Source organism: Bifidobacterium sp. (assembly GCF_051876855.1).
Lineage (GTDB): Bacteria > Actinomycetota > Actinomycetes > Actinomycetales > Bifidobacteriaceae > Bifidobacterium.
This window is the reverse complement of sequence record NZ_JBJEIH010000019.1, coordinates 22,252-34,990: the sequence shown is the minus strand read 5'-3', so window position 1 is coordinate 34,990 and position 12,739 is coordinate 22,252. Positions and strand designations below refer to the sequence as shown.

Sequence of the window (12,739 nt, the reverse complement as noted above, 5' to 3'; positions counted from 1 at the left end):
GATTAGGGGTGATGCCCCGGGGCAATCTGCTGGTATCAGGCTGTTGTGCGACTGGTGGGTCGCATAGCGCTGGGATGGTGCTGGCTGGTTGGGACGATTGGCTGGTATCGGCGTGTGGCGCGACAGATTGATTGCAGGACTAAGTGGCACCTGGCGACTTGAATGTGCTGTGTGGTCATATCTGTCGGTCTGCGTATGTCATGGCATGCATGACTTGGTGGTTTCGGTGCGTTTGAGCGTCGGTGCGCTTGGTTTCGGCGCATGATGTATGTCTTCGCATACGTGAGATTGCCGATAGCCCCCGATCTGTTGGCAAGGCGTCGAGTGACGGATAGCTCCGCGGTTGGCAGGGCATGCCGTCCCGCGCGGCGCTGATTGCTGCGGTGATCCGATGATGTCAATGGCGGAGCAGAATGTGCGTTCTGGTACTGGTTTGTGCGGATATGGTTGGTTGGGGGAAAGGCTGCCGGACCGGTGCGACCGGCGTGTCTTTCGGTGCGCACACAATCGCACATGCGAACCGGTTCGATATGCACATGAATCCGCAAGATTGCCGCGTTCGGATGTGCCCTCGAACACTTGCGCAAATAAACGAACAATTCCGCCGCAGGCGCGATATCGGGTTGCGGGCTGCAAGAATCGGGGCATAATAACAAGTACAAGGAAAACTTAAGAGAGCAGAAGCCCACAGTAGTGTATAGCCACGAAAGGTTGTTACGTTGGACGGGCATTGGAAAGACTTACCGTTACAACGATGGTGTTGTGAAGAGATTCTGCTCGTTAAGCCTTGTACGGAAGGCCCGCTTCGGCGGGCCTTCTCGTTTGTCCGGGGCCCTGTTCAATCGTATCCCCGAGCAATACGCCTGTCTGCGTCCAGTGGTCCGGTGGCTCGGCGGTGCGTGCGTCTGCCGCAGTCCTTCCCGCAAACTGGTTACGCTGGGGCGGTCGTTGGTGTAACTAGTTTGGGTGGTGGGGTGGTTGACCGGCACCGGCGTGTATGCCTGGTGGTTTGGTGGTGTGTGTTTCTCGCCATCCTTTCCACAAACTTGTTACGCTGGGAGGGTCGTTGGCGTAACTAGTTTGGGTGGTTGGACGGAATCGGGTGTGAGGGGTTGTCCTGCCGGGCGTGTCGCGGTTTCGAATCCTCATGCCGCCACTTTCGCCCGGCCAGAATGTGTGTCCGAAATCAGCGCGGACCCGTTGCGGCGCAAGGTATGCGGGCGGTTCGAATGTGCCAGATTGGTGGAACGGACACTCCACGATGCCCCAATGCCACGGCACCCCGACTGACTCACCACTGGCACACATTGTTGCCATAGCCCTCGGGGGCAGTCTTGGTACACTGCGGTATCATGCGCCTGGGACTGGTATCTGCGGTATCTGTAGTACTTGCCCGACCGTATCTTGCGTATCTGTGTTCATCGGCGCCCGATACCCGAAGTAGCGTCGTTGAAATTCCGCGGGTCGTACTCGCGGTATCGGACCTATCCGCACACAGATAACGCAGATACAATCCGCGAGGTACTACAGCAAGGCGAGATGCACGTTGCCAAGCACCATCAAGTACCGCAGATACGCAAGATACTGATGTCAAACCACCAGTGCGGGCCACAGATGATTGCAAGCGCTCCCGTCCACAGCCTGACTCCGCCATTCGCCAATGTGGGACATCATCGCGCCGTTTCATACGCGTCACTGGTGATGAACCCTGCCATCCGTCAACACGTGCGGGACATCATCGCTTTCGCGCCCGTCCCGATTCGCGATGCCGAGTGACGCCGAGACGCGCGAAACCATAGGCATCATGTGAGGGGCGATCGCCCGGACGCCATCCAGAAACCAAGCCACACCGCGGGCATCATCTTTCGACCACATTCCCGATTCGAAGTGGCGCTCAAGCGTCCATACCGTGTTCGATTGGATGGTATGACATCACATACATCACATCTGACACATACAACACACATGAATACGCACCAATCTGAGCAGGTCGCCCGCCCTAACGCGGCGGTCAACGTACCCTACCGTGCCGGGGCCGATTCGCTCGGCGTCCCATGCCCGTCGCCGGTGTACCGCGCGCCGAATGCGGCGATCGTACTGTCGGCGAGCGGCGGACTGGGTACGAGCACCTTCGCGGCGTTGCTCGCGCAAACGTTGCACGGCTTGCACGACGACAGGGATTGCGCCTTGGTAGACGCTGACCTGTCCGGCGGCGGACTGGATGTCCTGCTTGGCATGGAAAGCGAGCTTGGCGTTCTGCTCAATGCCGTCACGGCTCCACTGGGCGAGGTGGATGGCGTTGCCTTGCGTCGTCGGCTTACTGCATGGGATGGCGTTGACGTGCTGTCCAGCCGCCCGTGGATTTCCCCGATGCCGCAGGATTGGGAGATTGCCGTGACGGTCTGTGCGCTGGCCGAGATGTACGACATGGTGGTTGTCGATGCGGGGCGTGCCGGATATTCGCCCGGTGAGGCGATTCCGTTGCCGCTCAAAGGTTCCGCGATGATTCTGCTGATTGAATTGTCCGTTCTCGGCACGGCCCGCGCGCAGGCGTGTATCGAGGCGTTGACCGGCCGGGGCGGTCGACGATTGTCCGATTACCGCGCCACGCTCGCCAATCGTACCGCTTCAGGAACGGTCACAGAGGACGATATCGCGCTGGTCGGGGTTCTGCCGCCGACCGCCCGTGCATCCGCCCGTGGTGTGATCGGCGTTGATGAGGCGGCGGAATACCTGGGCATCGACGTGCTGTGCAGTATCCAGTCCGATGCGCGGTTGTGCGCGGCAATACTTGAGGGGACCGGCTTGCTCAAGCCGAACCGGACGAACGCGAAAGCATTGCGCACTGTGGCATCGTGGCTTGATGCCAGGAGGGCGGGGTCGGCAAGGACGATGGGGAATTGGGAGCGGCGATGACTGCGATGACGGTGATGACTGCAACGATTGCAACGACTGTGATGGTTGCAATGGAGATGATTGCGCTTGAGACGGTTGTACCTACGATGACTGTATTTGGGATGACAGCGGGGACAATGCCGACAAGAACTGCGATAAGAACACCGGCATTGAGCGTACCGGCGACAACAGCGACACTGGTGATGACTGCGACATCGGTGGTGACTACGACACTGGCGATGACTGCAACAGCGCCGCTGGCGTCAGAGTCAATTTCGCCGCCTGTGTCAGTGCAAGCGCCAGTTTCACAGCCAGTGTCAGTGCCAGTGCCAACATCAGCCCCGCCGACAGCAACGACACCGCCTGCCACACCAGCGACCACCCCGCTAACCCCGTCGCCAGCAGGCGCGTTGGCACTAGTCGCCGCAACGAGGACATCGCATGAATCGTGATCGTCCCCAGAACAACGCAAGCACCAAAGTTGCAGGCACGGCAAACCCGGCAGGCCCGGCAAACCCGGCAAACCCGGCCAGTCCGACCAGCCCAGCAAACCCGACAAACCCCGCACCCGCCGCGCCGCGCAGGGCGTTGTCCATCGCGTTCGGCCCGTTGCAATGGCTGGCTCAGGACACCCAGGTCACTGATATCGCGGTGACCTGCGACGGCGGAGTCTGGGCCGATCGCGGGGCGGGCATGCTTCCGTGCCGCATCGCCGTGCCGTTCCGTTCGCCGCAGGTCGTTCGCGATTACGCCGTGCGGCTGTGCGCACAGATGGGTCGTCGCCTTGATGACGCCTGCCCGATTGCTGATGCGTCAACGGCTGACGGCATCCGCGTCCACGCGGTCATTGCGCCGATCGTGCCGCAAGGCGCCTCGATCTCGATTCGTCTGCCGGGAGGTCTGCCGCCGACGTTGGAATCGTTATGTGCTTCCGGCATGTTCCCACCGGCATGGCTGGCCCTGCTGGACGGCCTGGTCCGCGGCCGTGCCACGATACTCATTACTGGCGGCACGGGCGCCGGGAAAACCACGCTGCTCAAGGCGTTGCTCGGCCGTTGCGAGATTGGTGAGCGCATTGTCAGTGTCGAGGAAGTCCGCGAGCTTGGCGAATTGGCGGCGGTTTCCGGCGGCAATCATGTGTCGCTGGTCGCGCGGGAGGCGAATGTCGAGGGCGCTGGGGCGGTGGGCTTGCCTGAGCTGGTGAAGGCGACGCTCCGGATGCGCCCCGACCGTGTGGTGTTGGGTGAATGCCGTGGCGAGGAGATTGCTGATTTGTTGCGTGCGTTCAACTCCGGGCATCGTGGCGGTGCCACGACCTTGCATGCCGATGGCGTGGAGCGTGTGCCTGCACGGTTGATATCGTTGGGGTTGCTGGCGGGGCTTGACGCTCGGGCTTTGGGCATGCTCGCACAGGACGCGTTTGATGCGGTGATTCATGTGGAACGTACGCCGGCCGGGCGGCATATCGCGCAGGTGGGCACCCTTGCGGTGGTTCGTGGCGCTTTGGTCGGGGTGCCGTTGTTGGCGTGGGATGGCGTCGGCCGGCCGCTCGCGATTGAGGGGTGGCAGGATTTCGCGGCGCGCTGGCTCGCGTCGGCGACTACATCGTGGCATGGCCATTCGCTGAAGGTGGTGGAAGCGTGATGGTGCCGTGGCCGTTGATCGCCGCAATTTGCTGTGCGGCGTTGCTGATGTTGCCGGTGTGGGATGGTGTGTCGTGCCGATGGCGGTTGCGTGATGCCACTGATGGTCGGGCGGTGGAGCCTCCTGCTGCCGCGGGATTGGACGCGGCGCTGGCGATGTTGACTGCCGGTGTGCGTGCGGGAGGAACGTTGGAGGATTCGCTTTCCAGACTTTCCGGGCTTTCGGGGCAGCAATCGAGTCAATCGGGCCAATTATCAGGTCAGCCAGGTCGGCCAGGTCAGACATGTCAGTCATCAGCTCAGTCAGATCAAACAAGCCAGTCAGGCCGATTCTCTGGCCTATCGGGGCACGCTGTGGACCGGTTCGCGGTGATTCGGGCGCTCGCCGTCCACGCTCGGGACAGCGAGTCGGCGTATCTTGAACGAATCGCAGCGGAAGTGTGCGCCGCCGCGCAGCTGAGCAGTCGCTTGGGCTGTGAACTGGGATCCTGCCTGGAGGCGGTAAGCGCTTCGTTCCGCCGCTCGGTGGGCCGTGACCAGTTGGTCGCCCAAGCGAGTGCGATGCCGAAGGCGACAGCGAAGCTGTTGCTTGTCCTGCCGTTCGGCACTTGGGCGTTTGGCGCACTGCTTGGCGCACATCCGTTGCAGACCCTGCTCGGTTCGCCTGCCGGTGTGGTGTGCCTGTGTCTGGGTTTGTCCGGGTATGCGGCCGGTGCTGCGTGGGTGCGTTCCATGGTGCGTTCGGCTTTGCAGGAATCGTGACCGGCTGCTGCCGGGGCGGAAGGGGAACGGATGGGTGTGCAAGCTGCTGTGGCGTTTGCGGTGTTGGCCTCGTGCTGTGTGTCATTGTGGTTGATGCTGCGTTGGGCGGGGCCGTGCGCGATTGGCCGGATTGAAGCGGCTCGCTGGTTTGCGGATGATGGACTGCGCCCGAGCGATGCGCTTGTGGTGCAGATGCTTGCGGTCGCGTTGCGCAAGGGCGCATCGGTTCCGTGCGCGTTGGACGCGGTGGGCGAGGTAACTGGAGGATTGACCGGGGACGCTCTGTGTGCGGTCTCGCAGCGGTTGTGCCGGGGTGTGTCGTGGGATGATGCGTGGCAGGTCGGGGATGATGACGGCATTTCGGTGTGCCGACTGATTCGTGAGGGCTTGCGTGATTCGTGGGAGCATGGGTCTTCCCCGGTGCGCGGATTGGAGTTGGCGGTGCAATGCGCCGACCGTGACGCCCGTCATGCAATTGAGCAGGGGGCGGCGGCGTTGTCGGTGCGGATTTTGTTGCCGATGGCGTTGTGTTTTTTGCCGGCGTTCGTCGTCATCGGCGTGGTGCCGACGGCGATGTCGCTGATAGGAGGCTGATTGGGCTTCCTGATTGCTTCGATGACGCGTTTCGCTTGACGGCTTGACGGAACCCGCTCGAAACCGACCAGAATCAGTGCGGAATCAGTGCGGATGGCATGGACGGAGATGTGGATAAGCCAATGTGGATAAGTCAATGTGGATAACAGTCATCTTTCGACCACATTGCCCGATCGGGCTTCCCTCACGAGGTCCTGGTCAGGCACACTGGGGATACCGCCAAGGCAGGCGGTGCCCGGAGCCCCGGGCTGTATCGGAAAGGAACAACCATGACCGGCATTCACCAACCCCTGATGCAAGGGAAAACGGGATTTATCACAGCCATGCGAAGCGCTCCGATAGCGGCGGCGCGCAAAGCCAAGGAACACGCGTACATGATTGACGCGAAAATCCGCCTGATGGCCGTCGAGCCGCAGAAAGGCGCGGCGACCGCGGAATACGCGATGGTTCTGGTCGCGGCCTGCGGTTTCGCCGCAGTGCTGTTCGCGGTCATCAAATCGGATATCGTGAAGAATCTCGTGCTCGCCTTGATCAAGGGTGCTATGGAGTTGAAGAAGGGCTGAAATGGGATACGCATGTGAACGGCCCCGCATGAGGGGAACCGGAAGCCACAGCGTCGTGCGGGGGATGGACGGCGCATCGGGCGCTCGCCGGGGTGTCGATGGGGGATTCGGCATGTCGGCGTTATGGCCCACTCGGTTGTCGGGGGAACAGTGGCCGGGGGAATCCGGTGCCGCGCGAGGCCGTTCTCATGCCCCTGAACAAAACGGACAACGGGGTGCCATCACCGCGGAATTCGCGATGGTGCTTCCCGTCGCGGCGGTGCTCATGGCGATGTTGCTCTCGCTGACGCATGTGGTGACCACGTCGATGGCGTGCCAGGACGCGGCATCTTCAGCTGTTCGCGAAGTGGTGGTCGCCCGGGCGCCTGCGCGCGGCGAGCAGGCGCGGAACATCGCATCGACGGCTGTTGCCGCGGTCGCAGGGGAAGGCGCTACTGCCACGGTCTCGGAGGATGGGGGACTGGTCACTGTACACACGCAGTGCCCGGTTGTGTCCGGGATGAGCAGCGTCTTGCCGGCATCGGTGCATGGGTCTGCGAGCGGAGCGTCCTCGTGACCGGTATTCGCCGCCATGAGCCCCATGAGTCCCACGAATCCCACGAGCCCCACGAATCCTCCACATCCCGCGAACAGGGGTCGGCGGTGGTGCTCATGGTGATGATCATATCCGTCGCATGTGTCGCGGCGCTTGTGGCCGCCGGCGTCGGCCATGCGAGAATCACCGGAAATCGTGTCAGATCGTGGGCTGATGCTGCTGCGGTGTCCGCTGCGGTTGCGCTGAGTGAAGGCCATCGCGACCCATGCGCGGTGGCGGGGCGTGTCGTTCGCGCCGACGGGGCTGATGTCACGGCTTGCACAGTCGATGGCGAGGACGTCACGGTGAGCGTGCGCTACGAATACCGGCAGGGTTTCGGCATGGTGATTGTGAAAACCTCCCGCGCCGGACCTGTGGCCTGCGGATGAGGCGGTGTGGCGTGTTCTGCCGCAACGCTAGATTGGTGGAAGGGACACTGGTGGTCGCGGTGCGGTAGCCTGCGCCGCGTATGCTTGTAGGGCACGTTTGCGGCCTATGAAGGAGTTGGACATGGCGTTGGCATTGTATCGACGGTATCGTCCCGATACGTTCGACGGGGTCATCGGACAGGATCAGGTGACCGTACCGCTCAGCCGGGCGCTTGACCAGAACAGGCTCACCCATGCGTACCTGTTCTCCGGGCCGCGCGGATGCGGCAAAACCAGTTCCGCGCGTATTCTCGCGCGATGCGTCAACTGCGCGAAAGGCCCCACGTCTCATCCGTGCGGTGAATGCCCGAGCTGCAAGGATCTCGCCACAGGAGGCCCGGGATCCATCGACGTCGTGGAAATCGACGCCGCAAGCCACAACGGTGTCGATGACGCCCGCGAACTGCGTGAACGCGCAGGTTTCGCACCCGCCCGCGACCGGTACAAGATCTTTATCCTCGACGAAGCGCATATGGTCACCCAGCAGGGGTTCAACGCGCTGCTCAAAATCGTTGAGGAGCCGCCGGAACATGTTATGTTCATCTTCGCCACGACGGAACCGGACAAGGTGATAGGCACAATCCGCTCCCGTACCCACCATTACCCGTTCCGCTTGGTTCCGCCTGAAATCATGGGTCCGTACCTCGAAGGAATCTGCGAGAAAGAACAGATCAAGCCGGAGCCGGGTGTGCTCAAGCTCGCCATGCGCGCGGGCGGCGGCTCCGTACGTGACACCCTGTCGGTGCTCGACCAGCTGATGGTGGGTTCCGAGCATGGCGTCATTTCCCATGATTCGGCGGTTGCGCTGCTCGGATTTACCCCGGATTCTTTGATTGGAGAGGCAATCGACGCGATTATCGACCGCAACGGCGAACAGCTGTATGGGGTCGTGCAGAAGGTTGTGGTCGGCGGATTCGAGCCACGACGTTTCGTGGAAGATTTGTTGGCGCGTGTGCGCGATCTTCTGGTGCTCACTTTGGGCGGAGACCGCGCCGAAAGCGTGCTCAGCGACGATGCAGCGGTCGAGGACATCGCGGATCTGCACCGGCAGGCGTCTGCCCTGGGATTGCGCTCGCTGACATCCATTGCCGATACGATCAACGACACGCTCGGCACGATGAGCGGTGCCACATCGCCCCGTATGCGTCTGGAGCTGTTGGTCGCACGCCTGCTGGCAGGCCGCGAGGAAAGCGTATTCGGCCCGTCAACCACGTCTTCGGCGAATATGCCGGCCCAAGCCGGCGCCCCTGTACAGCAGCGCGCCGGCAATCCCCCGATGCGCAGTGGCTTCATCGACTCGACCCGCAACAAGCGCAAGGGGCAAGCCCAGACTGCCGCGTCAGGCAACACAGCCGCGCGACCGGCAGGCAACGCGGACACTCAGGAGGCGGCACGCCAACAGGCACCCGCCATGCCGTCACCGGATCATGCCGCGACAGGCGTGCGGACGCCGGAAGCACAGGCGTCCGGTACATCCGGTACGCAGGCCGGTGGCATGCAGATGCCAAACGCCGCCGCCACACAGCAGACCGGTGCCCCCGCCATACCGACTGCCGCTGGAATCAATCAGACCCCGCACGCTGACAGCGCCCCCGCACCTGCCGGGCCTGAACCGCAAGATGCCCGCAGTGTCGAAGAACGTTGGCAGGCTGTCTTGGCCAAGTTGCCGTCGGATATCCGCGAATACGTCGATCAGCAGCGGGTACCGTCCATCCGGCTCATCAACGGTCCCGCAGGGAAATCCAAGCTCCTCATGACTTTCGCCAAGCCCATCGACCAGCACGCTTTCGCGCTTGCGGTGTCGTCGGATGAAGCGTATGACGGCAAGAAAGCGGCCGTCGTGGTGCAGGACATCGTCAAGGAAGTCTTCGGCGATGGCGCGCGCATTTCACCTACGCCGACCGCGGCGAACGGGGAAACCGTCGAATCCATCAGACGCATGTCGCCTGAGCAGGTCAGCCAGGTCAAACGTGAAATCGCGCTCGCAAAGGCGAAACAGAGCGCGGCTACCCTTGCCGCGGTGACGGTCGGCATCCATGCCGGTCCGACGGGCAAGGAGGCGAAGACTCCGGGGCAGTCCGGCGATGACGCACAGGACGCCGACGACCCCGGTCACCGAGGGCGGAGGAGTGTTCAGGCGGCGGCCGTCGCAGCACCGACGGCTACGATGACGCCGCCCACGATGACGTCTGTCTCGACTGCCCCCTCCGCAATTCCGGCTAGATCCGGGTCCATCGCGTCCGTCGATGCGGCGTTCGCCGAGGATGACCCTTGGATGCAGCCATTGCCGGTGCATAAACCGACAGGAGGCAACGGTTCGGTGCCGTCTGTGGGCGGTGGATCCCCGTCGAACCGGGGCGTCCAGAGCGGTAAGGACGACCAGAGCGCCGCGCAGCCGCATCACGGCAAGCATGTGGCAGTGCCGGACATCAGCGATGGCATCGATCCATGGGCGACACCGGCCACGTCTGCCACGCCGACAGCTTCGGCTGCTTCGGCCGTTTCAGCCGTACCGGACGCGTCGAATGCGTCCGTGACGTCCGCCGGGCCAGCTGCGTCGACGGTGCCGTCCGCCACGCAATCAGGCCCGGCAACCCAAGGTAATCCTCAGACGCCGGCGCGCCAGGGTGAAGGCGATGTATGGGGTTCCGTGCCTGCCGGCGGAGCACAGACCCCGGAACCACAGGATTATCCGGAACCGGTGGAGCTGCAGGACGACCCTTGGGCCCAGCAGCCGGGCGACCTCGGTGCACACAACCCGCAGCCGTACTCCGGTGCGCCGGACGGCCCGCAAGTTCCCCCGGAGGAAGACGAGTACTCGCTCAACGACGAATCGCTTGGAACCGCCACGGCACTTAGCGTCGAAGAACTCAAAGAACTCTTCGAAGTGAAAACGGTCGAGCAGTTCGCCCCCGACGACCCGAAGAATCCGAAGAACCTTCAGCCACCGAACCGTCACAACGACATGGATGCTTCGTCCCAAAAATAACGCGCGGATAACATACGGAACCCCGCAATCCCCTGACAGGGCGCATATCGCCGGGGAACGGCGGGGCACCCGCCCAATCGGCGGACCTATCGCAAAAGGAGCCCAACAATGGCATTGGCATACGATGGCGCGATCCAACGTCTGATCGACGCATTCGCCAAACTTCCCGGCATCGGCCCCAAAGGCGCACAGCGCATCGCCTTCTATCTGCTATCCGCCAACGACGACGAGGTGCGCAACCTGGTTGAGGCGATTACGGACGTCAAAGAAAAAGTACGGTTCTGCGACGTGTGCGGCAACGTGTGCGAGACCAGCCCCTGTCCGATCTGCTCCGACCCAAGGCGCGACCAATCCATGATTTGCGTGGTCGAAGAGCCCAAGGATGTGATGAGCATCGAACGCACCCGCGAATATCACGGCCTGTACCACGTGCTCGGCGGCGCCATCAACCCGATGGCCAACGTCGGCCCGGCTGACCTCAACATCCCCAAACTGCTCGAACGCCTGCAAAACCCGGAGATCAAGGAGATCATCCTTGCTCTCGACCCAAATATCGAAGGGGAGGCGACCACCAGCTATCTCAGCCGCCTGCTGTCACCGCTCGGCATCAAAGTCACCCGGCTCGCCAGCGGCTTGCCCGTCGGCAGCGACCTCGAATACGCGGACGAAATCACCCTCGGCAGGGCACTCGCCGGCAGACGCGAGGCGTAACGCACAAAAACCTTGCCATCATGCCGTTCCGCATGCTGGTCACCGGGTATCCTGCGGATTGCACGACTCGTATAATCGTCTCACTTGCGTACAATACGGGCGCAGGACATTCCTTTAGAGAAGATAGGACAATCGTGGCTCTTATCGTGCAGAAGTACGGCGGCTCCTCGGTCGCCGATACTGACTCGATCAAGCGTGTTGCCAAGCGCATCATCGAAACGAAAAACGCTGGCAACGACGTCGCTGTAGTAGTTTCGGCTATGGGAGACACCACCGATGACCTCATCGACCAGGCGATGAGCATCGATTCGACCCCGCCGGCCCGTGAAATGGACATGCTTATGACCGCAGGCGAGCGTATCTCCATGAGCCTGCTGTCCATGGCGATTCACTCCGCCGGTTCGCATGCGTACTCGTTCACCGGGTCCCAGGCCGGTTTCATGACGGATGCGCGGTTCGGTGCGGCGCATATTCGCGCCGTCAAGCCTGACCGTGTCCGCCATGCACTCGCAAAGGGAAGCGTCGCCATCGTCGCAGGCTTCCAGGGCATCAATGAGGACGGCGACGCCACCACGCTCGGCCGCGGCGGTTCCGACACGTCCGCTGTCGCGCTGGCTGTTGCGCTCGGCGCCGACGTGTGCGAGATCTACACCGACGTTGACGGCGTGTTCACCGCCGACCCGCGTATCGTCCCGACCGCCCGTCGCATCCCGGTCATCGATTATGAATCCATGCTTGAAATGTCATCCTGCGGTTCCAAGGTGCTCGCACTGCGTTGCGTCGAATACGCGCAGCGCTTCGGCATGCCGTTGCATGTGCGCAGCTCCTTCTCCCACCGCAACGGCACGCTGATCCTGCCCGAGGGTGTCAGCCCCGCATCGGTACCGAACCTTACGAGCAAATAGCATCCGGAGGATTCCGGAGCGCCGGCGCAAGGCGAACGAAACACGACATATCCATATCAACACAACCGTCCGCAACACAACCGCAAGTTGCACTGATTCGAGGAAACAATGAACGAGAACGATAACAAATCCATGGGCGACCTGTTCCCCGACCTCGGCCCCGAGACCCCGGTCATCTCCGGTGTAGCGCACGACCGCAGCGAGGCGCTGGTCACCGTGCGCCGCGTGCCGAACGAGCCCGGCATGGCCGCGAAGGTGTTCACCAAGCTCGCTGAAGTCGGCGTGAACGTGGACATGATCGTGCAGGCCAGCGCCTCCACCGGCACCGCCGATATCTCCTTCACCGTCCCGGAAACCGCCGTCAAGCAGGTGCAGGATCTGCTGCAGAACAAGCATGACGAGCTGGGCTACCAGTCCTTCGACGTCAACACGAGCGTCGGCAAGGTCGCGGTGGTCGGCGTGGGCATGAAGACGCACGCCGGGCTGGCCGCAAAGTTCTTCAACGCGCTGAGCGACGCGGGCATTAACGTGCTGATGATTTCCACGTCCGAAATCCGCATCGCGGCTCTGGTCCCGCTCGATCAGCTCGATGACGCGGTGCGCGCGCTGCACACCGCCTATGGCCTCGACGCCGATCAGGTGGAGGCCGTGGTCTACGGTGGCACCGGTCGCTGA

11 protein-coding genes are annotated in these 12,739 nt (G+C 62.5%); all 11 read left to right on the top strand.

The features are described from left to right. Positions 1-1,965: 1,965 nt before the first annotated feature. Positions 1,966-2,916, top strand: coding sequence for an ATPase (locus tag ACI38B_RS01275; protein ID WP_439729208.1), 951 nt, complete (start codon positions 1,966-1,968; stop codon positions 2,914-2,916). A gap of 573 nt (positions 2,917-3,489) precedes the next feature. Then, positions 3,490-4,539 (top strand): CpaF family protein, encoded by a 1,050-nt coding sequence (locus tag ACI38B_RS01270; RefSeq protein WP_439729217.1) that lies wholly within the window; start codon positions 3,490-3,492, stop codon positions 4,537-4,539. A 353-nt stretch (positions 4,540-4,892) separates the two neighbouring features. Next, complete coding sequence (locus ACI38B_RS01265) at positions 4,893-5,300, top strand: type II secretion system F family protein (protein ID WP_439729207.1); 408 nt, start codon at positions 4,893-4,895, stop codon at positions 5,298-5,300. A 30-nt stretch (positions 5,301-5,330) separates the two neighbouring features. Then, positions 5,331-5,894, top strand: a complete 564-nt coding sequence (locus ACI38B_RS01260; RefSeq protein WP_439729206.1) for a type II secretion system F family protein — start codon at positions 5,331-5,333, stop codon at positions 5,892-5,894. Positions 5,895-6,163: 269 nt separating this feature from the next. Then, positions 6,164-6,457, top strand: coding sequence for a DUF4244 domain-containing protein (locus ACI38B_RS01255; protein WP_439729205.1), 294 nt, complete (start codon positions 6,164-6,166; stop codon positions 6,455-6,457). A 1-nt stretch (position 6,458) separates the two neighbouring features. Beyond that, positions 6,459-7,013: a TadE/TadG family type IV pilus assembly protein gene (locus ACI38B_RS01250; RefSeq protein WP_439729204.1), complete on the top strand. Its 555-nt coding sequence runs from the start codon at positions 6,459-6,461 to the stop codon at positions 7,011-7,013. Further along, entirely contained in the window at positions 7,010-7,420 is a 411-nt protein-coding gene (locus ACI38B_RS01245; RefSeq protein ID WP_439729203.1) for an Rv3654c family TadE-like protein, read from the top strand. Before ACI38B_RS01250 ends, ACI38B_RS01245 begins: the two co-directional genes overlap by 4 nt. A gap of 121 nt (positions 7,421-7,541) precedes the next feature. Beyond that, positions 7,542-10,448: a DNA polymerase III subunit gamma/tau gene (gene dnaX / locus ACI38B_RS01240; protein WP_439729202.1), complete on the top strand. Its 2,907-nt coding sequence runs from the start codon at positions 7,542-7,544 to the stop codon at positions 10,446-10,448. 108 nt (positions 10,449-10,556) lie between these two features. Next, on the top strand, positions 10,557-11,159 hold the full coding sequence (gene recR, locus ACI38B_RS01235) for a recombination mediator RecR (RefSeq protein WP_439729201.1): 603 nt from the start codon (positions 10,557-10,559) through the stop codon (positions 11,157-11,159). A gap of 134 nt (positions 11,160-11,293) precedes the next feature. Next, a complete protein-coding gene (locus ACI38B_RS01230) occupies positions 11,294-12,064 on the top strand; it encodes an aspartate kinase (RefSeq protein ID WP_439729200.1) in 771 nt (256 codons plus the stop codon). Between the two features lie 108 nt (positions 12,065-12,172). Continuing rightward, positions 12,173-12,739, top strand: a complete 567-nt coding sequence (locus tag ACI38B_RS01225) for an ACT domain-containing protein (RefSeq protein ID WP_029576046.1) — start codon at positions 12,173-12,175, stop codon at positions 12,737-12,739.

What these genes read in the sequence shown, in the direction of transcription:
- ACI38B_RS01225 (WP_029576046.1), top strand. Translation starts at nt 12,173, where the DNA reads ATGAACGAGAACGATAACAAATCCATGGGCGACCTGTTCCCCGACCTC.
- dnaX (WP_439729202.1), top strand. Translation starts at nt 7,542, where the DNA reads ATGGCGTTGGCATTGTATCGACGGTATCGTCCCGATACGTTCGACGGG.
- ACI38B_RS01250 (WP_439729204.1), top strand. Translation starts at nt 6,459, where the DNA reads ATGGGATACGCATGTGAACGGCCCCGCATGAGGGGAACCGGAAGCCAC.
- ACI38B_RS01255 (WP_439729205.1), top strand. Translation starts at nt 6,164, where the DNA reads ATGACCGGCATTCACCAACCCCTGATGCAAGGGAAAACGGGATTTATC.
- recR (WP_439729201.1), top strand. Translation starts at nt 10,557, where the DNA reads ATGGCATTGGCATACGATGGCGCGATCCAACGTCTGATCGACGCATTC.
- ACI38B_RS01260 (WP_439729206.1), top strand. Translation starts at nt 5,331, where the DNA reads ATGGGTGTGCAAGCTGCTGTGGCGTTTGCGGTGTTGGCCTCGTGCTGT.
- ACI38B_RS01275 (WP_439729208.1), top strand. Translation starts at nt 1,966, where the DNA reads ATGAATACGCACCAATCTGAGCAGGTCGCCCGCCCTAACGCGGCGGTC.